The 17,699-nt window shown below is 69.6% G+C and carries 16 protein-coding genes and 1 pseudogene; 7 read left to right on the forward strand and 10 right to left on the reverse strand.

Translation table 11 applies throughout. The annotated features are described in order from the left end of the window. From D7X32_RS25520 to D7X32_RS25535, 4 genes are all read right to left on the reverse strand, one after another. Positions 1-677, reverse strand: a 677-nt coding sequence (locus D7X32_RS25520; protein WP_500683171.1) for a cation:proton antiporter, incomplete at its 3' end; no start/stop codon positions are given. After that, positions 674-1,909 carry a sodium:proton exchanger gene (locus D7X32_RS25525; RefSeq protein ID WP_120605181.1) on the reverse strand — a complete coding sequence of 412 codons (1,236 nt, stop codon included), beginning with the start codon at positions 1,907-1,909 and terminating at the stop codon, positions 674-676. The genes D7X32_RS25520 and D7X32_RS25525, both read right to left, overlap by 4 nt. Before the next feature lie 36 nt (positions 1,910-1,945). Further along, positions 1,946-2,281 carry a hypothetical protein gene (locus D7X32_RS25530; RefSeq protein ID WP_120605182.1) on the reverse strand — a complete coding sequence of 112 codons (336 nt, stop codon included), beginning with the start codon at positions 2,279-2,281 and terminating at the stop codon, positions 1,946-1,948. A 39-nt stretch (positions 2,282-2,320) separates the two neighbouring features. Next, positions 2,321-2,773 carry a general stress protein gene (locus tag D7X32_RS25535; protein WP_120605183.1) on the reverse strand — a complete coding sequence of 151 codons (453 nt, stop codon included), beginning with the start codon at positions 2,771-2,773 and terminating at the stop codon, positions 2,321-2,323. Positions 2,774-3,139: 366 nt separating this feature from the next. Between D7X32_RS25535 and D7X32_RS25540 the strand changes: the two genes are divergently transcribed. After that, positions 3,140-3,832 (forward strand): TVP38/TMEM64 family protein, encoded by a 693-nt coding sequence (locus D7X32_RS25540; protein WP_253899754.1) that lies wholly within the window; start codon positions 3,140-3,142, stop codon positions 3,830-3,832. On the opposite strand, the gene D7X32_RS25545 is transcribed toward D7X32_RS25540, so the two are convergent. Then, positions 3,819-4,721, reverse strand: coding sequence for a LysR family transcriptional regulator (locus D7X32_RS25545; protein WP_120605185.1), 903 nt, complete (start codon positions 4,719-4,721; stop codon positions 3,819-3,821). The two genes, D7X32_RS25540 and D7X32_RS25545, sit on opposite strands and share 14 nt — an antisense overlap. A gap of 102 nt (positions 4,722-4,823) precedes the next feature. Here D7X32_RS25545 and D7X32_RS25550 point away from each other — a divergent pair, with 102 nt between their 5' ends. The 3 genes from D7X32_RS25550 to thiD all read left to right on the forward strand — a co-directional run bounded on the left by D7X32_RS25550 (position 4,824) and on the right by thiD (position 7,539). Further along, positions 4,824-5,474 (forward strand): NADPH-dependent F420 reductase, encoded by a 651-nt coding sequence (locus tag D7X32_RS25550; protein ID WP_120605186.1) that lies wholly within the window; start codon positions 4,824-4,826, stop codon positions 5,472-5,474. A 143-nt stretch (positions 5,475-5,617) separates the two neighbouring features. Then, positions 5,618-6,685, forward strand: a complete 1,068-nt coding sequence (locus tag D7X32_RS25555) for an alpha/beta fold hydrolase (RefSeq protein WP_120605187.1) — start codon at positions 5,618-5,620, stop codon at positions 6,683-6,685. Positions 6,686-6,729: 44 nt separating this feature from the next. Further along, entirely contained in the window at positions 6,730-7,539 is an 810-nt protein-coding gene (gene thiD / locus D7X32_RS25560) for a bifunctional hydroxymethylpyrimidine kinase/phosphomethylpyrimidine kinase (protein WP_120605188.1), read from the forward strand. A gap of 348 nt (positions 7,540-7,887) precedes the next feature. On the opposite strand, the gene D7X32_RS25565 is transcribed toward thiD, so the two are convergent. The 4 genes from D7X32_RS25565 to D7X32_RS45555 all read right to left on the reverse strand — a co-directional run bounded on the left by D7X32_RS25565 (position 7,888) and on the right by D7X32_RS45555 (position 14,559). Beyond that, complete coding sequence (locus D7X32_RS25565) at positions 7,888-11,460, reverse strand: DEAD/DEAH box helicase (protein WP_120605189.1); 3,573 nt, start codon at positions 11,458-11,460, stop codon at positions 7,888-7,890. Between the two features lie 23 nt (positions 11,461-11,483). Further along, positions 11,484-13,259: an N-acetylmuramoyl-L-alanine amidase gene (locus D7X32_RS25570; RefSeq protein ID WP_120605190.1), complete on the reverse strand. Its 1,776-nt coding sequence runs from the start codon at positions 13,257-13,259 to the stop codon at positions 11,484-11,486. Between the two features lie 84 nt (positions 13,260-13,343). Next, positions 13,344-14,111 (reverse strand): DUF3592 domain-containing protein, encoded by a 768-nt coding sequence (locus D7X32_RS25575; RefSeq protein ID WP_120605191.1) that lies wholly within the window; start codon positions 14,109-14,111, stop codon positions 13,344-13,346. A 298-nt stretch (positions 14,112-14,409) separates the two neighbouring features. Beyond that, positions 14,410-14,559, reverse strand: coding sequence for a hypothetical protein (locus D7X32_RS45555; protein WP_158625758.1), 150 nt, complete (start codon positions 14,557-14,559; stop codon positions 14,410-14,412). Positions 14,560-14,614: 55 nt separating this feature from the next. On the opposite strand from D7X32_RS45555, the gene D7X32_RS25585 reads away from it, so the two are divergent. From D7X32_RS25585 to D7X32_RS46940, 3 genes and pseudogenes are all read left to right on the forward strand, one after another. Next, positions 14,615-15,991, forward strand: coding sequence for an AHH domain-containing protein (locus D7X32_RS25585; protein ID WP_120605193.1), 1,377 nt, complete (start codon positions 14,615-14,617; stop codon positions 15,989-15,991). A gap of 15 nt (positions 15,992-16,006) precedes the next feature. Then, a complete protein-coding gene (locus D7X32_RS25590) occupies positions 16,007-16,603 on the forward strand; it encodes an imm11 family protein (protein ID WP_120605194.1) in 597 nt (198 codons plus the stop codon). Positions 16,604-16,714: 111 nt separating this feature from the next. Then, positions 16,715-16,861: pseudogene (locus D7X32_RS46940) on the forward strand (NUDIX hydrolase); the annotation flags it as partial. Positions 16,862-16,918: 57 nt separating this feature from the next. Here the strand turns inward: D7X32_RS46940 and D7X32_RS25600 are convergent. Next, positions 16,919-17,686, reverse strand: coding sequence for a glucose 1-dehydrogenase (locus tag D7X32_RS25600; RefSeq protein WP_120605195.1), 768 nt, complete (start codon positions 17,684-17,686; stop codon positions 16,919-16,921). Positions 17,687-17,699: the final 13 nt, after the last annotated feature.

Below are 17,699 nucleotides of genomic sequence, written 5' to 3' on the forward strand. Positions count from 1 at the left end.
CCGCCCACCAGCGCGGGCACGTCCAACCCGTTGCCGAACGTCGCGCGGGTGATGCCCGCCGCAAGGCCGAACGCCACCATCACCAACAGGTCCCCGATGATGACCAGCGCCATCAGGAACTCCGTGAAGGAGCCTTTCGCGGCGGTCTCCTGCACGATGGCGATGGTCACCGTGGGGGAGAACGACACCACCACCGTGGACAGGAGCGCGCTCACCGCCAGCGCCTGCGGCACCGTCATGGGGGTCAGGAACGGCAGCACGGGCTTGAGCGCGAACGTGGCCCCGAAGCACACCGCGAACGTCACCCCGCACACCGCCGCGCAGAGCAGCGCCACGCGCGCGCCCACCCGGCGGAGGAGCCCCAGGTGCAGCTCCGTGCCGGCGACCAGCGCGATGAGGCTCACCGCCAGCCCCTTCACCAGCTCCAGCCCCTTCACGCCGGCGTTCGGGATGAAGCCCAGCGCGTAGGGTCCCACCGCCACGCCCACCAGCAGGTAACCGGTGAGGCGCGGCAGGCCCAGGCCCTTGGCCACCTTGCCCGCGAACAGGCCGCACAGGAGCAGCGCGCCCGCGGCCAGCAGCACCGGCGTGCCCGCGTCCGCGCGCACCACCTGGGCCTGGGTGATGGCCGCCAGCAGCGCCATGAGCAGCAGCAACCGGAAGACGGACCCCTTCACGCCGCCACCCCCGCGTCACCCGAGGAAGGCGTGTCCTGTGAGGGGGTGGAGCGGGGCTCCGCGGCCAGCACCTGCCGGAAGGCTCCGTGCGCGAGCATCTCGTTGACGACCGCGCCCACCGCCACCACGTCCAGCACCCGCTGCGACAGCGAGCCCGGCACCAGCAGCACGTATTCCGCCACCAGGCACAGCGCCAGGCCGCCCTGGGAGATGAGCGCGTAGCCGAAGCGCGGCGGCAGATCCAACACGCCCGCGGTGAGCCTTTGCGCGAACCGTCCCCCCAGCACCTTGCCCAGGAAGCGCAGGCCCACGAACGCGGGCAGCAGCGCCCACGCTGACAGGTCTCGCGCGTGGACGTGACAGCCCACCAGGAACACCAGCAGCAGGTACGTGGGGCGCTCCACGCGCCCGAGCGCCCGGGCCACCCGCTCCGCGGTGCGCCCGCCGATGAGCGCCAGCGTCGCGCCGCAGGCCACGCCCGCCAGCAGCGACGACAGCCGCAGGTACGCCGCCGCGCCGCCCACCAGCGCCACCATGCCCAGCGTCACCGTGGTCTGCTCCGCCAGGTCCTTCAGCGAATACGTGAGGAACGCCAGCAGCGCCCCGCACGCCACGCCCAGGAGCAGCGTCAGCCCCAGCAGGCCCAGCCCTTCCGCCGCGTTGCCGGTGGCGCCCAGCACCAGCCCCAGCGCGAGCACGCCCAGGCCCACCGCGTCGTCCATCATCGTGAGCAGTGCCACGCCCAGGCCGCGCGCGCGCTCCAACCGCCCGTTGCGGTAGCCCAGCACCGCGAAGTGGCCGGAGGACAGGCTCGCCGCCGCGCCCAGCAGCGCCGCCGCGCCCACCGCCACCAGGGGCCTCAAGCCCATGGAGAGCAAGAGTGGAACGGACAGCGGCAGCGCGACGAAGAGGAACGCCGTGCCCGCGTGCGCGACCGCCGCCGCGTAGACGGGCCGGGGCAGGAGCCGCAACAGGCGCGGCTCCAGGTTGAGCCCCAGGAGGACTCCGCCCGTCCCCAGCCCCAGCGCCACCAGCGGGCGCAGCGACTCCAGGTTGCGCGCGGTGAGCACGCCCAGGATGGACGGGCCCAGGAGGGCCCCGAAGACGAGGAACAAGAGGCCGCTGGCCGCCAGCTGTGCCAGCGCCGGGAAGCGGCCCGGATCCAGGAGCGACCGGCTGGACGCGAGCAGCGACAACGCCGCGACGATGAGGAAGACGAGCAGCGCTTGCACGCGAACGTGCTTACACCCGTGCGCCCCCGCGCGTCATCAACGCCGGTGCGTGGGCGCCGCCATGACAGGCAGGGCCACCAGGCGCCCCATGGGAGGGTCGTCCGCGTCCATCTCCAGCTGTACGCGCTGGAGCATGCGGTCCAACTCCTCCTGTGGGAGGGCGGGCAGCACGCTCACGAGCACGACGCGGTCCTCATCCGCGCCCAGCGCGAGGCTGCGCAGGCCGGCGAACACCGGCACCTCCGCGGACAGGGCCGCGGCGGCGCTGCGCGCCCGGATGACCATCGGTTCCGGGATGCCAAAATCCCGGAGCCGGCGGATCGCCCGCTCGGTCGTCTCGACCTGTTCGAGGAACGTGATGACGAGGTACACGCGGCCGTCATACCGGAAGACCGCGCATCCTGTCCCCCGTTACTCGTTGCCACCCGGCTGCGCGGGCTCCTCCGGCTTCGCGGCCGGAGCGGTGGAGGGGCTCTCGGTCGCGGGGGCATTCCCGGCCGCCTGACCCTCCATGGCGGCGCGGGCAGCGCGCTTGCCCTCTTCAATCAGCTTCTTGACCTTCTGCCCGCCCTTGCGGCCGATCTCCTCATAGAAGTTCGGACCGCGGGTGGCCTTGACGCGATCGCCACCCTTCTTGCCGATCTCCTCGTAGAACTTGGCGCCGCGCTCGGCCTTCACGGTCTCGCCGCCCTTGCGGCCGATCTCCTCGTAGAAGGAGCGACCGCGCTCGGCCTTCACCGTGGCTCCGCCCTTGCGGCCGATGGTCTCGTAGAACTCGCGACCGCGCTCGTTGCGGACAGTCTCTCCGCCCTTACGCCCCGCCTCGGCCACCGTCATGCTGCCCTTGTTGTCCTTGTCCGACATGTCCGTATCTCCTCTCGTGACTGCCCAACCCCGTCCGCGCCTTGGTGTCCCTTGCCTGAAACCTTGGGACGGAAGCGCCCCGATGCAAGCAAGCTCCGTACACCGCCAGCCGTTCTCCCCTGACATTGCATGCATAATCCCCAAGGATTTCGCGCGCTTGTCAGGCCTGCTGGGCATCCGGACGGGACGGGTGATTGCCCGGCAGGACGCTCTCACTGTTCACAACAATTCGGATCACGTTGCCGATTCCCTGCTCGGTTCCCACCTTGTGCGCAACGCCTGACACATGTGTCCGCGGGCGGTGGGGAGGTTTCTTTGGTGAGTGTCAGGAACGGACTGAAGACCTGGTTGCGAATCCTCGCGCCCATGGTCGTCTCCATTGGCGGTCTGGTGATGCTCCGGCTCTTGGGGCCGGACTTCATCGATCAGCGAACCATCCGGGAGCTGTTGCTCCCCCTGGGCGACTACGCGCCCGTGGCGTACGTGGCCTTCTTGGCCGTCCGGCCCCTGACGCTCTTGCCCGGTCAGGTCCTCACCGCGGTCGGTGGGATGATGTTCGGAACCCTCGCCGCGACCCTCTATTCACTAACGGGCAGCTTCTTGTCCGCCACCCTGCTCTACTTCGTTGCTCGCAAGCTGGGCACGCGGCCCATGCAGCGGTTGTGTGGCAGCAAGTATCCGGCGATCGCCCGGGCGGCGCGGCGGCACGACTTCCAGTTCACGTTCCTGGCGTGCCTCAACCCGCTGTGCCCCACGGACATCATGCTGATCGCCGGCGCGGCGAGCGGCGCGCGCTTCTGGCCGTCCGTGCTGGGCGTGGTGTTGGGCACCATCCCGGGCACCTTCCTCACCGCGCAGTTCGGCAGCGGGCTCGCGCAGGGCCGCACGGTGATGACCGCCGTGTCCGCGGTGGGCATGGTCGTGTCGCTGGTGTTGGGCGTCATCTTCGGCCGCCGGTTCTACAAGGAGGTCAACGAAGCGCCCGCGGAGGCTCCCGTGCCTGAAGCCGAGCCCGCGCGCGAGCTGCCCGGCACGAAGGAAGCGCTCACCACGCCGTGACGGCGCGCAGCTCCTCCACCAGGTGCTGGAGGAGCGCGCGGACGCGGGGCACGGACTGGCGCCCCGGCAGGCACAGCGCGTGGACCGGCGGCCCTTCCGCCGCGTACTCCGGCAGCACCTCCACCAGCGCGCCCTCACGCAGCCGGGCGTCGCTCATGAAGTCCAGCACCTGGCAGAGCCCTGCCCCGGCGGCGGCCAGGTCCAGCAGCGCCGGGCCGTGATCCACGTCGATGGCCGCGCGCGTGCGCACCACCGCGGGCTTGCCGCCGGGGGATTCGCGGAAGTGCCATTCGCGGGTGAGGCCGCGCGGATCCACGAACTTCAGGCACGCGTGGCGCTCCAGTTGCGACGGGTGCTCCGGCGTCCCGTGCCGCGCCAGGTAGGCCGGAGACGCGAGCGTCATCCAGCGCGTGGAGAACAGCCGCCGAGCCACCAGGCTGGAGTCCTCCAAGCCACCGAGGCGGATGGCCACGTCGACCTGGTCCTCCACCAGCTTGCTCAGCCGGTCGCTCATGCGCACGTGCAGCGTGAGCTGCGGATGCCGGGCCTGGAGCCGGGCCAACCGGGGCAACAGCACGGGTCCCAGGATGAAGGGCAGCGACACCGTGAGCGGTCCCTTGGGCGCGCGGTGTGCCTGGGCCACCGTCTCGCGCGCGGCGCGGATCTGCGCCACGGCCTCGCGCGCCCGCTCCAGGAAGGCGGCGCCCTCGGACGTGAGGGCCACCTGCCGGCTGGTGCGCTCCAGGAGCCTCGCGCCCAGCTCCTCCTCCAGCTTCCGCACCGCCTTGCTCACCGCCGCCACGGTGACGCCCAGCCGCTCCGCCGCCTTCCGGAAGCTCCGCTCCTCCGCCACGTGGAGGAAGGGCAACACGCCCGAGAACAGGTCCATGGGCCGGATTGTCAACCCAAGGTTGATGATGGTTCAACCCGGACGTGCTCACGGCCGCCGCGGTTGACGATTAGGGTTCACCCCACACGAAAGGGAGTCCTCATGAAGATCGCGATCCTGGGCACGGGCATGGTGGGTGAGACGATTGGCGGCAAGCTGGTGGCGCTGGGCCACGAGGTGCGCATGGGTTCGCGCACGCCGGACAACGCGAAGGCCGCCGCGTGGGTGAAGAAGTCCGGAGCCAAGGCGTCCCAGGGCACGTTCCGGGACGCCGCCGCGTTCGCGGAGCTGCTCTTCAACTGCACGCTGGGCAATGCCTCGCTGGACGTCCTGAAGTCCGCGGGCGAGGAGGCCCTGCGCGGCAAGGTGCTGGTGGACGTGTCCAACCCGCTCGACTTCACCAAGGGCATGCCGCCGGTGCTCTCCACGCCCCCGGATGATTCGCTGGGCGAGCAGCTCCAGCGCGCCTTCCCGTCGCTGAAGGTGGTGAAGACGCTCAACACGATGAACTGCGAGGTGATGGTGGATCCGTCACGCGTGCCCGGAGATCACGACGTCTTCGTGTCCGGCAACGACGTGGACGCCAAGGCCCGCGTGAAGCAGCTCCTCACGGAGGGCTTCGGCTGGAAGCACGTCATCGACCTGGGCGACATCACCACCGCGCGCGGCACCGAGGCCTTCCTCCCGCTGTGGCTGCGTCTGTGGGGCACCCTTCGCACCGGCGACTTCAACATCCACGTCGTGAAGCGCTGAAACCATGCCGGGTGTCTGGAATTGACCAGCTGCGTCAGCGACGTGGGGTGGATTGCGGGGCCATGACGCGGGGGAACGCAACTTCCCGGGCAAGGTGCGGATAACCTACCCAAACCCACTTCCCCCGGTGGTTGGAGGTTCTCATGAGCACGATTGACCGCACCCGCTCCCTCGCCGTGCCGTCCTCCACCCCGAAGACGGCCGCGGAGCCGCTGGCGAAGAAGCCGGCACCGCACCAGCCCGCGTTCCAGAAGTCGTCCTTCGAGCAGTCGCCGTCCCGCGCCGCCACGTCCACGGCGAAGCTGGCGGGCGCCGCGCAGGCCGCGCCGGCGCAGAAGAACGGGCTCCTGGGCGGACTCATCGACGCGGCGGTGGGCGGCATCAAGGACATCCCCCGCTTCGTGGAGATGGGCGCGAACGTCTTCAACGCCACCACGGTGAAGGAGATCACCAGCCTCTTTGGCGGCGAGAAGCCGGACCGCGCGCAGGACGGCATGTTCGTGGGCGCGGGCGGCAAGACGCTCCCGGCGACGACGAAGCTGGGCGACGTGCCGGGCGTCACGCCGAAGAACAACCCGAACCCGGACAAGACGATCCTCTACGTCAACGGCATCATGACGCCGACGGCGGGTCAGCTGGGCGAGATGCAGGCGCTGGCGGACACCTCAGGCGCGAAGGTGGTGGGCATCCACAACGCCACCGAAGGCCTGGTGAAGGACCTGGCCCAGTGCGTGACGGACAAGCTGGACAAGGGCAAGAACCCCGCCGTGGACACGCTGGCGGACACGCTCTACTCGGAGCTGAAGGCCGGCCGTGACGTGCACCTGGTGGGCTACAGCCAGGGTGGGCTCATCACGGCGCGCGCGCTGAACGACGTGGCGAAGCGGCTGCGTGTGGAGGACGGGCTGTCCCCCGCGCAGGTGGAGGCGAAGATGAGCCACCTGCAGGTGGAGACCTTCGGCGCCGCGTCCACGAAGTACCCGGACGGTCCGCAGTACGTGCACTACGTCAACAACGCGGACCCGGTGCCCACGCTCACGGGCCTGGGCGGCGACGTGGATCCGCTGGCCTTCCTGAAGGACGCGGGCAAGGGCGCGGTGGTGCACCGCTTCACCGACGGCAACCTGAACCCCATCAGCAACCACATGCTGGACACGCTCTATCTGAAGCACCGCGTGGACTTCGACCAGGCCCGGCAGAACCAGTTCTAGTTCCAGGGCCCGTGGCGCCGGGGCGCGGCTAGGATGCCGCGCCCATGAAGCCCTTCCCTGTCGCAACCGCCCTCACCATCGCCGGCTCGGACAGCGGCGGTGGCGCGGGCATCCAGGCCGATCTCCGCACCTTCTCCTTCCACCGCGTCCACGGCACCAGCGCCGTGACGGCCATCACCGCGCAGAACACGCGTGGCGTGACGCGCGTGGACCTGCTCCCGCCGGAGTCCGTCACCGCGCAGGTGGACGCCGTCGCGTCGGACATGCGCGTGGACGCGGTCAAGGTGGGCATGCTGGCCCAGCGCGCGCTCATCGAGGCCGTGGCGGATCAGCTGGCCCGCGTGTCGCTGGGGCCCATCGTCGTGGATCCCGTCATGGTGTCCCGCGCGGGCTCCCGGCTCATCGACGACGCGGCGGTGGAGGCGCTGCGAGCGCGCATGCTGCCCCTGGCCGCGATCCTCACGCCCAACCGCCACGAGGCGAAGCTGCTCGCGGGCATGGACATCGAGACGCTGGAGGACATGCGCGAAGCGGCCCGGCGCATCCACGCCCTGGGCTCCCGCGTGGTGCTCGTGAAGGGCGGCGGCATGCCGGGCGCGCTGCGCGGCACGGACGTGTGGTTCGACGGGACGCGGATGGAGACGCTGTCCGTCGCGCCCGTGGACACGCCGAACACGCATGGCACCGGCTGCACGCTGTCGGCGGCGATCGCCGCGAGGCTCGCGCTGGGGACACCGCCGCTGGAGGCCGTGCGGCTGGCGAAGGAGTACGTCACCTCCGCCCTGCGCTACCCCCTCGCGGTGGGTCACGGGAACGGCCCGATCGGGCACTTCTTCCCGCTGATTCAGGATTAAAACACAGACACATCTGCAATTGATTGCAATCAACCACAAACACAAACCACCGATGAAGCATGTATTTATTCAATACATGTTTCATCGGGTGGCTGGCGACCCAATGAACTCCTGTTCATGTAGGCATGGCAATTCTGATCCGGTAGGAAGACGTAGGCGCTGGGACGGGATGTTCACCGACAAACGGCGCCCCCTCCCCACCTGATCAGGATTTCATGTAGGCATGACCGATCTGCAACCCAGGACTGCTCGACCGTTCAGGCTGGGTCGTGGCGGAAATGGCTAAAAATCTGTTCAGTGCCTGTTCAGCCGCACGAAAGGCCCATCCAAAAACCACGGAAAGACCGTTCAGTGCTTCGGAGCGTCGGTGTCCAGGCCTTCGATGCCCGGCAACCGCCGTGCGAGCAGACCCAGCAGCTCCTGGGTGGACAGGCGCGCGGCGGCGTCCTTGCCCTCCAGCACGCCGGCGACCAGGGCCCGCTTCTGTTCATGGAGCGAGAGCATCTGCTCCTCGATCGTCCCTCGCGCCACCAGCCGGTAGACCGTGACCGGGCGCTGCTGGCCGATGCGGTGGGCGCGATCGGAGGCCTGATCCTCCACGGCCGGGTTCCACCAGGGATCCAGGTGGATGACGGTGGTGGCGGCCGTCAGGTTGAGACCGAAGCCGCCCGCCTTGAGTGAAATCAAGAACAGGGGTGCGTCGCCCTCCTGGAAGGCGCGCACGCGGTCGGCCCGGGCCGAGGCGGGTGTCTGTCCATCCAGGTACTCGTAGGCGATGCCCTGGGCGTCCAGCACCTCGCGCACCAGCGCCAGGTGGGACGTGAACTGGCTGAACACCAGTGCACGGTGGCCCTCCTCGCGCAGCTCCTGGATGAGTTCCTGGAAGCGCTCCAGCTTGGAGGACTCCAGCTTGGACGCCGCGTCGTACAGCCGGGGATGCGACGCGAGCAGCCGCAGCCGCGTCAGCGCCGCCAGCACCTCGATGCGGCGCTCCTGGTCCTTCATCTTCGACTTGCGCGTCTCCAGGTCGGACAGGGCCGCCAGGCGCGCGTCTTCGTAGAGCGTCCACTCCGGCGGGGACAGCACGACGGGCACGTGCACGTCCGTGCGCGGCGGCAGCTGCGCCTCCACCTGGGCCTTGGTCCGGCGCAGGAGGAAGGGCTGGAGCACCCGGGCCAGCGCGGGCGCGGCCGTGGGGTCCACCTGCTTTTCAATCGGCGCGGCGAAGCGGTTGCGGAACGCCTCCAGGCTGCCCAGCAGCCCCGGGAAGACGACGGCGAAGAGCGCCCACAGCTCGCCCAGGTGGTTCTCCAGCGGCGTGCCGGACAGCGCGAACTTGAAGTCGCCCTGGAGCGCCCGCGCCGCGCGGAAGCGCTGCGTGGCCGCGTTCTTCAGCGACTGGGCCTCGTCGAAGACGATGGTGGAGAAGCGCAGCGCGGCCAGCCGCTCGATGTCGCGCACGAGCAGGCCGTAGCTGAGCACCAGCACGTCGCGAGGCCCCAGCCGCTCCAGCGTGCCGCCCCGGTCCTCCGCGTCGGAGAAGAGGGTCACCTTGAGCGACGGAGCGAAGCGCTTCGCCTCGTCGCGCCAGTTGAAGGCCACCGACGTGGGCGCCAGCACCAGCGCGGGCCCCTGCTTCGCGCGCTCCAGCAGCACGGCCAGGGCCTGCACCGTCTTGCCCAGGCCCATGTCGTCCGCGAGCACCCCACCCGCGTTCCACGACGCCAGCCGCGTGAGCCAGCGGAAGCCCTCCAGCTGGTAGTCGCGCAGCTCCGTCTTGAGCGACGCGGGCACCTTGGGCTTCAGCTCCTTCGCCGCGAAGATGCGCTCGACCAGCGTCTTCCAGGATGCATCCGCGTCGATGAGCGCGCCCGCGGTGCCCAGCCCTGCCAGCGCCTCCGCCGCGGACGGGCCCACCTCCAGCCCGTGGCGCGACAGGTACGCGTGATCCGCCAGCTTCTCCAACTGCTCGCGCAGCGCCGCTTCGATCTCCACCCACGTGCGCGCGTCCACCTGGATGAAGCGCTCCTTGCGCCGGGCCGCGTCCAACAGCCGCGCCAGCTCCACCCGCTCGCCCTCCACGGAAAGGCTGCCCAGCACGCCGAACCACTCGCGCTTGCGCTCCAGGACGACCTTCAGATCCCCCGCGCCCCGCTTCGGCACGAGCCGCATGGACGTGCCCACCCACTCCAGCTCCGGCCGGGGCTCCATCTCCGCGCACGCGGCCAGCACCGCCAGCCCGCCCTGCGCGCTGTGGAAGAGGAAGCAGAACGGCAGCTCCTGGGGTTCCGCCGTCTGCAATGGCAACCGGGCCTGGAGCACCGTGGCCGCGGTCAGCTCGCGCCCGAAGTCGCGCACCGCGTGGAACGAGCGCGTGTCGCGCCGCACGTGCACATCGCGAGGCCCCTCGCCGGGCAGGAACGCGGGGCCGTCCGGCAGCGCGCGCATCCGCAGCTCCAGCCGCACCGCGCCTCCGGGCTGTCCTTCCAACCGGAGCACCGGGAGCTGCTGCGGGGCAATGGACTCGCCCATCACGCTGCGGGGCATGGCCACCGGCAGGCGTACGGAGAACTTCGACAGCTGCTCCAGCAGCGCGCCGTGGCTCTCCGGCGGGAACGCGTTGCCGTGCCGCTGGAGCACCGTGGCCAGCGCGCGCACCTCCGGGCTCACGTCCAGCACCGTGAGCACGTGCGCCCCTTCGTCCCAGAGGAACACCGCGTCCTCCGGCTTCGCCTTGCGCACGCGCTCCAGCAGTGGCGCTGGCAGCGCGGCGCCATCCACGCCCGCGTTCACCAGCACGGTGCCGCCCCGGTCCTCGGCGACTAGGCCCACCTTCTCGCGCTCGATGCGCACGGGGATGTCCTGCGTGCCCTCCAGCGACAGGCGCGGGTGATCAATCAGCTCGAACAGCAGCGCGCGCGACGCGGGGGCCGTGGAGTCCGTGAGCAGCGCGGCGATGCGCGAGTCCGCGGGGCTGAGCTGCGAGCCGTACTCCTGCAACAGCTTGCGCCGGCCGACCTTCGCCCCCGTCGTGCGCTGCCCCTTCTTCGTGCGCTTGTGCACGTACGGCGCGACCTCCACGCCGTACCCTTCGATGACGTCCAGCCGCCAGGAGATCTCCACGCCCCCACCGCCGCCCGGGCTCTCCTCCACCGCCCGCTCCAGCGCGCGCAGCGTCCGCGCCCACGCGGGCCGCACCAGCTCCTCCAGCGTCTCGCCGAAGTCTTCCGTCCAGCGCTGCCGCAGCCACAGGAGCGTGGTGTCCACCGCCGCCAGCTGGTGCACGCAGAACGTCGCGCCGCACGAACAGTCCACCGTCACGCCAGACGGACTGAACGTCAGCCGCGCGTCCGGCAGGATGAAGCCCGAGCCCGGTGGCGACACCGGCAGCTCGGAGATGCGCGTCTCCTTGAGGCGGAAGCCCGGCAGGTCCGGCTCCTCCACCAGCGCCTCCAGCGACAGCACGCGCTCCGGCCGCGGCGCGATGCCCGGCGGCACGCGCGCACGCCATGCGAGCAGCATCCCGTGAACGACATGCGTGCGCTTGTCGGACGGGGACGCGAGCCGCTCCGCGACGGAGGCCCGGGCCTCGATGACGCCCTGCCGCTCGTCCTCCACATAGCGCCAGGCGAGCTTCGGCAGCAGGTCCCGCATGCGAGGCGTGGGCAGCATCTCCGCCGTCCAGCGATCGAGCGTGTCCTGGGCCAGCACCTCCACCAACCGGCGGCGAGAGATCACCGCGCGAATCTGCGGCAGATAAGCGGCCTCCACGCGCGGGGTGAGGAGCGCCAGGCTCAGGCGGGACAGGTGCTCCAGGCCCTCGGTCCTCAGCCACGCGCGCAGGTCCGCCTCCGTCTGGAACGGGGGCGCGTGGGGATCCTGCGCGGGCTTGGGGCTGGACGGGGGGGACTGCTCGGCCATGGCGACTGACGACGACGAACGCGTCAGTCTACCTTGGCCATGCGGCGGCGATCACCGAGGAACTCTTCCACTCCCAGCACGATGTTCTTCGCCACCTCGTCCTGGTAGCGCTCGGACGCCAGGCGCTTCTCGTCCTCCGAGTGCGACAGGAAGGACGTCTCCACCAGGATGGCGGGCATCTTCGCGCCCAGGAGCACGTAGAACAGCGCCTCCTTGTGGCCCAGGTCCTTGATGCCGTCGTACTGGGTGGACAGGCCCGTGACCAGGTTGTGCTGCACGGAGTTCGCCAGCCGCGACGACTCCTCCGTGTTCGCCTTGGTGGCCAGGTCCGCCAGGATGAACTGCAGGTCGCTGATGCCCTTCTCGGAGGACGCGTTCTCGCGCGCGGCCAGGCGGATGGAGTAGCGGTCCGCGGACGTGTTGAGCGTGTACGTCTCGATGCCGCGCAGCTTGTGCGTCGCCGCCGAGTTGCAGTGCACCGAGATGAACAGGTCGCCGTGCGCCTCGTTGGCCAGCTTCGCGCGGTCCTCCAGGCGGATGAACGTGTCGTCGTCGCGGGTGAGCACCACCTCCAGGCCCTTCTCCCGCAGGCCGTCCGCGACCTTCTTGGAGATGGCCAGCGCCACCTCCTTCTCCTTCGTGCCCGCCTTGCCCACCGCGCCGGAGTCGTGGCCGCCGTGGCCCGGGTCGATGACCACGCGCCGCACCTTCAGCCCCAGCTGCTCCGCCAGCGTCAGCTCCGCGTGGCGCGACTGCTTCGCCACCGCCTTGAGCCGCGCCTGCGCCACCTGCGCGTCCACCGGCGCCGTCACGGGGCGAGGAGCCTCCGGCATGGGCGACACCGGCACCACGCGCGGCGGCTTTGACGCCACGACTTCAGGCTGCGCCGGCTTCGTCACCGGAGCGCTGTCCACCACGGGAGCGGGCGCCTTCGACGCCACGGCCGGGACCTCCACGCGGGCCTCCGGCTTCGCGGGCTGGGACGTCCCGTGCGAGGACGCCACCGCCTCCGGAGCCTTCGCGGCGTCCTTCACGTCCAGGCCCCGGTCCGCGACGGTGGGCGCGTCCACGATGTTCGCCGCCGCATCCTTCGCGGCGGAGTCAGTCCCTGATGCCGAGGCGTTCGGATCCAGGCGCGGCAGCACCGGGGACGGCTCGCGCGCCAGCTTCGTGATGGCATCCACGAGCGGCGAGTTGGGGTTCGCGGCGGCGACGGCCGTGTCCGGAGAGGACTTCACCACCGGGGGCAACGGCTTCACCGTGGGCTTCGCGGGAGGCGTCTTGCTGGGCGGAGGCAGCGAGGCCAGCAGCGCCTTGAGCTCCTTGCCCTGGTCGCCCTTGGGGTTGGTGGTCAGCGACTCGTTGAGGATCTTCCGGGCCGCCTCCGGCTTGTCCAGGCGGTTGACGTGGATGCGCGCCAGCGCCAGCGCCGCGTCATCCGCGAGCCGGTGCTTCGGGTGCGCCTCCACCAGCTTCGAGTAGTCCGTGATGGCCGCGTGCAGGTCCTCCTCCACGAAGGAGATGCGGCTCAGCTCCTGGAGCAGGTCGCCCGCGGTGAAGAGGGCGTCGGGGGCGCGCTCGCTCTTGGGGAAGCGCGTGGCCACGGCCTCGAAGCGGTGCACCACGTTGAGCCAGTGGTGGCGCAGCTTGCGGCGGGACGCGTCGTCCTTCAGCGCGTAGTAGGCGCGGCGGGCCTGCTGGTACGCCTCCTCGGCTTCGTTGCGCTTGCTGGCTCCGACGGCGCTAGGGGCCGTGAGGAGCAGCACGGGCAGCACGAAGTGGGAGAAGCGTACGCGCATGGAAGCCTCCGGACGTTGCAGCTACAGGCGTGTGTCACACGGCCTCCGGGGGCCAGCAACTTTTCAACCCCGCCCGTCCGTCCTTCAGCGCACCCAGCCCAGCGTCCGCGCCAGCTCCTCGTCGATGACCCGGCACCAGCCCGGCTCGCTGGGCACCACGGCCGCCAGCACCTTGCCGCCATTGCGCACCGGGGCCCGCTGGGGGCGGCAGCGCGCCCGCACGGCGTGTTTCACGTCCTGGCGGAAGAAGTGCGCGGGGAACACCGCCTCGCCCTTCCCTTCCGGCAGATAGCCGTCGTCCGGCGTGAGCCACACCAGCGCGCCCAGGCGCAGGGGCACCACCTCCCGGCGCCACAGCCGCCGCACCTCCCACGCGAAGCCGCCCAGCGCCAGCAGCGCGCCCAGGCCCAGGCCCCAGGGCAGCAGGCCCACCCGGGCCGCCTGGGCCCTCGCGTGGGTCGCCTCGCGAGGCCGCCCCGGCTGCGAGGGGTCCACCAGCAGCTGCACCCGGGCCCCGTGGCCCAGGCCCGCCGCATGATCCGCGCTCGTGCGCACCCCCGACACGGAGTGATCCTCGCCCGCGAACGTGTAGAGGACGTCCAGCGTGCCCTCCGCGTCCTCTTGCTGACCAGGCGGGGGCGAGTGGCTCTGGCCCACCAGCGCGTCCACCAGCTCCGCGCGGGCCGTGAAGCGCTGCTCCTCCACGAAGTAGCGGCCCACGTAACTGGCACCCAGGCCCAGCACGGTGATCACCACCAGGCCCAGCAACACCCCACGCACCAGCCGCGCCACCGCACCGGGCACCTGGGCGAGTCGGACACCGCGGGGGGCATGGGGGATGGCGAGCTGCATGGCGGACGCGGAGCCTACTTCACGTGTGGCGCCCGCGCTTCATTCGCGTCTGGATCAGCGCTTCAATCGCTATCTGGTCAGACCGGATCCAGATTTCATGCCCCCTCCACCCATCGATTCAGCACCTCTGAGGCCTCGAACGCCGCCAACCCCTCCCCGCTTGCGGCATGCTCCAGGACGGCCTTCGCCTCGTCGGTTCTGTTTCGCGTGCTTGTTGCCGCTCCTGGCGTCCCCCGGAAGATCGCGTCAGTCTGCGCCGCGACGTGAGAGGCGAGTTCATCGAAAAGTGCCGCAGGCATCATCGCCAGACGCCTTTCTTGATGTTCTGGATGCTCCGCAGGCCGAACGCTTGTGGAGCTTCGAGCGTCTGAGCACCCAGCCACTGCCTCACGGTCAGCGATTCTGATCCGGTGATGAACTGGCGTTTGGACAAGTAGAACACGCTCACGAGGTGTCGACGATGGACTCCCGACAGGAGGGGGCCAGCGCCAGGAGGACTCCGCATGCTGCCACGATGGTCGATTCCCCTGCTGCTCGTGATGCTGGCCGGGTGCAGTAGCGCGACAAGAGCAGTGCGTCTGGACACGGGCCGGGGCAAACCCATCACCTTTACCTCGCGCGCCGGCGACGCAAGACCGGTGGAATTGGACGAGGACGATTTCGAGGAGACCGTGGCGAAGTTGGGTCAAGACGTGCTCCGTTCCACGGAGCCTCGATCGGATGCTCGGAGGCTGTTCTGGTTCCCGGCTAAAGATGCGTATCAAGGCGCACGACAGCGCCTCCGTCTTGTGTCTGTTGGCTCGGGACAGGAGTCGTACGAGAACCACATTCCTCCGGCCAGAGCATGGAGACCGGTGGCAGATTCAGAACTCACGAGCGCCTATGGCCGCTGGTGCGAGCGAACACAGCGCACCCGCGACTGCCTGCGATTGCTGGAGGACGGACCCACTCTTGACGAAGAGGCAAAGCGCACCCTGGCGCTCCAACTCGCCATGGGCTCAGTCATGAGCGAGACCCAGGATGCGCTGGGAGAGATGGTGGATCCGATAGCAGTGCGGAACACCGTCATCACGGCCATGGCCGTGTACCTCGGCCTCTGGTTACTGCCTGAGCCGGTGAGCAAGGGCGTGGCCGCCACCCTGACGGCATGCCTCATTGCCTACTTGGGGGTGGATACCGTCTGGACCCTGATCGCAGGGTGGCGGCAGCTTTCCAAAGAGATAGCACTCGCCACGACCTTCGATGAGGTACGCACGGCCGGCGAAAAGTACGGCAAGGTCATGGGCAAGAACGCAGCGCGTGTCTTCATCATGCTCGCGACCGCCGCTATTGGGAGCACCGCAGGGCTGGCGGCCAAGGCCTCGGGGCTTCCGGGATCGGTACAGGCGGCACGGCTGGCCGAAGTCGAGGGAGGCTTCCGGTTCTCAGCAATCACGGAAGTGGGCTCGGTGTCCGTCCCCGTCGAGGGGGCCGTCACCATCACGCTCGCTCCGGGTGCACTGGCCATGGCTGCGCGAGGGCCGAGCGCCGGTAGCACGTCCGCAGTAGACGTGGCGGGTCCCTGGCACCACATCGCCTCCGACAAATTCAGCGCGTCCACCAACAATGGGGGGCCCTGGACGCCAAGGTACCAGGAAATCTTCGACCGGGCGGGCATGTCGCTCGACGATGCGACGAACCAGGTCCGCGTCCCAGGCCACAAGGGGCCACACCCGAGGGAGTACCACGAGGAGGTCTACGAGCGGCTGGACGAAGCAACATCGACCTGCAAGAGCATTGAGCGTTGCCGTGAGGCGCTGACAAGGATCCTCGGTGTGTTGGCGCGCGAGATCTCGGAACAGGGGACCAAGCTGAACCGGTTGGTGACCCGAACCGAATGACGGAAGGATGACCTCATGCCAAAGCGGTTCTTCAAATTGACCGATGATGTGTACCTCCCCGGCCGGTGGGAGTTGGGGCATCCACTCGATCAGGAGGGCCGGAAGCTCGATGACCCGTGGCAGTTCAGGATCGGGCAGCGGGCTCCCTCGGAAGAGCGCATCCGAATCCCCATCAAGATTTCCGGCAAGCCGCTCGACTACTCCCACGCGGCATTCAGCATCCCCGTCGTCCACGCCCGGGTGGCCTCTCTCTTCACCGAGGTGGCGCCCGACGATGTGCAAATCATCCCGGTGGAGATCGACTCCCAGCCGGATCAGCACTTCATCCTCAACGCCACCCGACGGGTGAAGTGCATCGACGACGCTGCGTGCGAGGAGGTGCGCTACTGGGCGCCGGAGGACGGGCTGCCCGAAAAGGTAGGGACGTACTCATCGGTGTCCGGGATGCGCATCGACACGGCGAAGGTGGAAGGCGCCAAGGTGTTCCGAACCTGGGGCTGGACCGTGGCCCTGATCGTGTCCGAGGAGATCAAGGAGGCCCTGGAACGCGCGGGCATCACCGGCGTGAGGTTCACGGACGTCACGGGCCCCGGTGCAGCCACTGGCTCCTGACCCCTACCGTCCCTATGTCGTCAGCCCGTTGCTGGCGCGAGGCCTCAGGGGAACGTCAGACTGGCAGAGCGGGAGCGGGCATGTCCGACGCGCCCAAGCATCACGTCCAGCTGGTCCGCCGACACGCCTGATTCCCACAATGAGCGGGTCAGGCAGGCCAGGGCAGCACTTCGCGCGAGTCCTCCTCCGCCCGGCTGGCGTCCGCTCGGACCGGATGACGAGCTTCTCCGGACGCTCCTTCCCGACGAGGAAGCCTGACCGGCAGCGGCGGCACCTCGTGTGACCCGGGAACAAGCACCTCAGGAAGCTTGCCTCTCAGCGTGCGGTGTATCCGCCGTCGACCGGCAGTGCCACGCCAACGATGAAGCTCGCGCCGGGGCTGCAGAGCCAGAGCACGGAGGCTGCTATCTCCTCGGGCTCCCCCAGGCGCCCGATCGGCTGATTCGCGATCGCCGCGGAGAGCTCCAGCTCCCCCTTGGCGAGCATGTCCGTGACCATGGGGGTCGCGATCGTTCCCGGACAGATGGCGTTGATCCGGATGCCCCGGGGCGCGTACTCCAGCGCGGCACTTCTCGTCAGGCCGATGACCCCGTGCTTCGACGCGTGATAGGCGGCGCGACCCGGCAGGCCGACGAGCCCCCCGAGCGACGAGCAGTTCACGATCGCCCCGCTGCCCTGCTGTCGCATCTGCTTGAGTTCGTGCTTCATGCTGGTCCAGACCCCGCGAAGATTGATCGCGTTGACCCGGTCGAACAGGTCCGCGGGCTCGTCCGCGGCATCCGTGGGAGGCGCCTGAATGCCCGCGTTGTTGAACGCCATGTCCAACCGGCCATAGGCCTCGACTGCCCGCCGGACCAGGGCGGCGACCTGCTCCTCGTCGGACACGTCGCAGGTGACTCCGATCGCGGCATGACCGGATGACGTCAGGGCATCGACAGTCCCCGTCAGCGCCGCCGTGTTGACATCCGCAAGCACCACCGAGGCGCCAGCCGCGGCGAAGGCTTTCGCGGTGACGAGCCCCATGCCAGAGCTCGCGCCGGTGACGAGCGCGACCTGTCCTTTGAAATCGTATGTGGGATTCACGTTGGTTCCTCTG

The sequence above is a fragment of the Corallococcus carmarthensis genome (assembly GCF_003611695.1).
In the GTDB taxonomy this organism is placed as follows: domain Bacteria; phylum Myxococcota; class Myxococcia; order Myxococcales; family Myxococcaceae; genus Corallococcus; species Corallococcus carmarthensis.

Coding starts and splice junctions, on each gene's coding strand:
- D7X32_RS25590 (WP_120605194.1), top strand. CDS start 16,007: ATGCCAAAGCGGTTCTTCAAATTGACCGATGATGTGTACCTCCCCGGC.
- D7X32_RS25540 (WP_253899754.1), top strand. CDS start 3,140: ATGGTCGTCTCCATTGGCGGTCTGGTGATGCTCCGGCTCTTGGGGCCG.
- D7X32_RS25535 (WP_120605183.1), bottom strand. CDS start 2,773: ATGTCGGACAAGGACAACAAGGGCAGCATGACGGTGGCCGAGGCGGGG.
- thiD (WP_120605188.1), top strand. CDS start 6,730: ATGAAGCCCTTCCCTGTCGCAACCGCCCTCACCATCGCCGGCTCGGAC.
- D7X32_RS25565 (WP_120605189.1), bottom strand. CDS start 11,460: ATGGCCGAGCAGTCCCCCCCGTCCAGCCCCAAGCCCGCGCAGGATCCC.
- D7X32_RS25545 (WP_120605185.1), bottom strand. CDS start 4,721: ATGGACCTGTTCTCGGGCGTGTTGCCCTTCCTCCACGTGGCGGAGGAG.
- D7X32_RS25575 (WP_120605191.1), bottom strand. CDS start 14,111: ATGCAGCTCGCCATCCCCCATGCCCCCCGCGGTGTCCGACTCGCCCAG.
- D7X32_RS25585 (WP_120605193.1), top strand. CDS start 14,615: ATGCTGCCACGATGGTCGATTCCCCTGCTGCTCGTGATGCTGGCCGGG.
- D7X32_RS25555 (WP_120605187.1), top strand. CDS start 5,618: ATGAGCACGATTGACCGCACCCGCTCCCTCGCCGTGCCGTCCTCCACC.
- D7X32_RS25550 (WP_120605186.1), top strand. CDS start 4,824: ATGAAGATCGCGATCCTGGGCACGGGCATGGTGGGTGAGACGATTGGC.
- D7X32_RS25570 (WP_120605190.1), bottom strand. CDS start 13,259: ATGCGCGTACGCTTCTCCCACTTCGTGCTGCCCGTGCTGCTCCTCACG.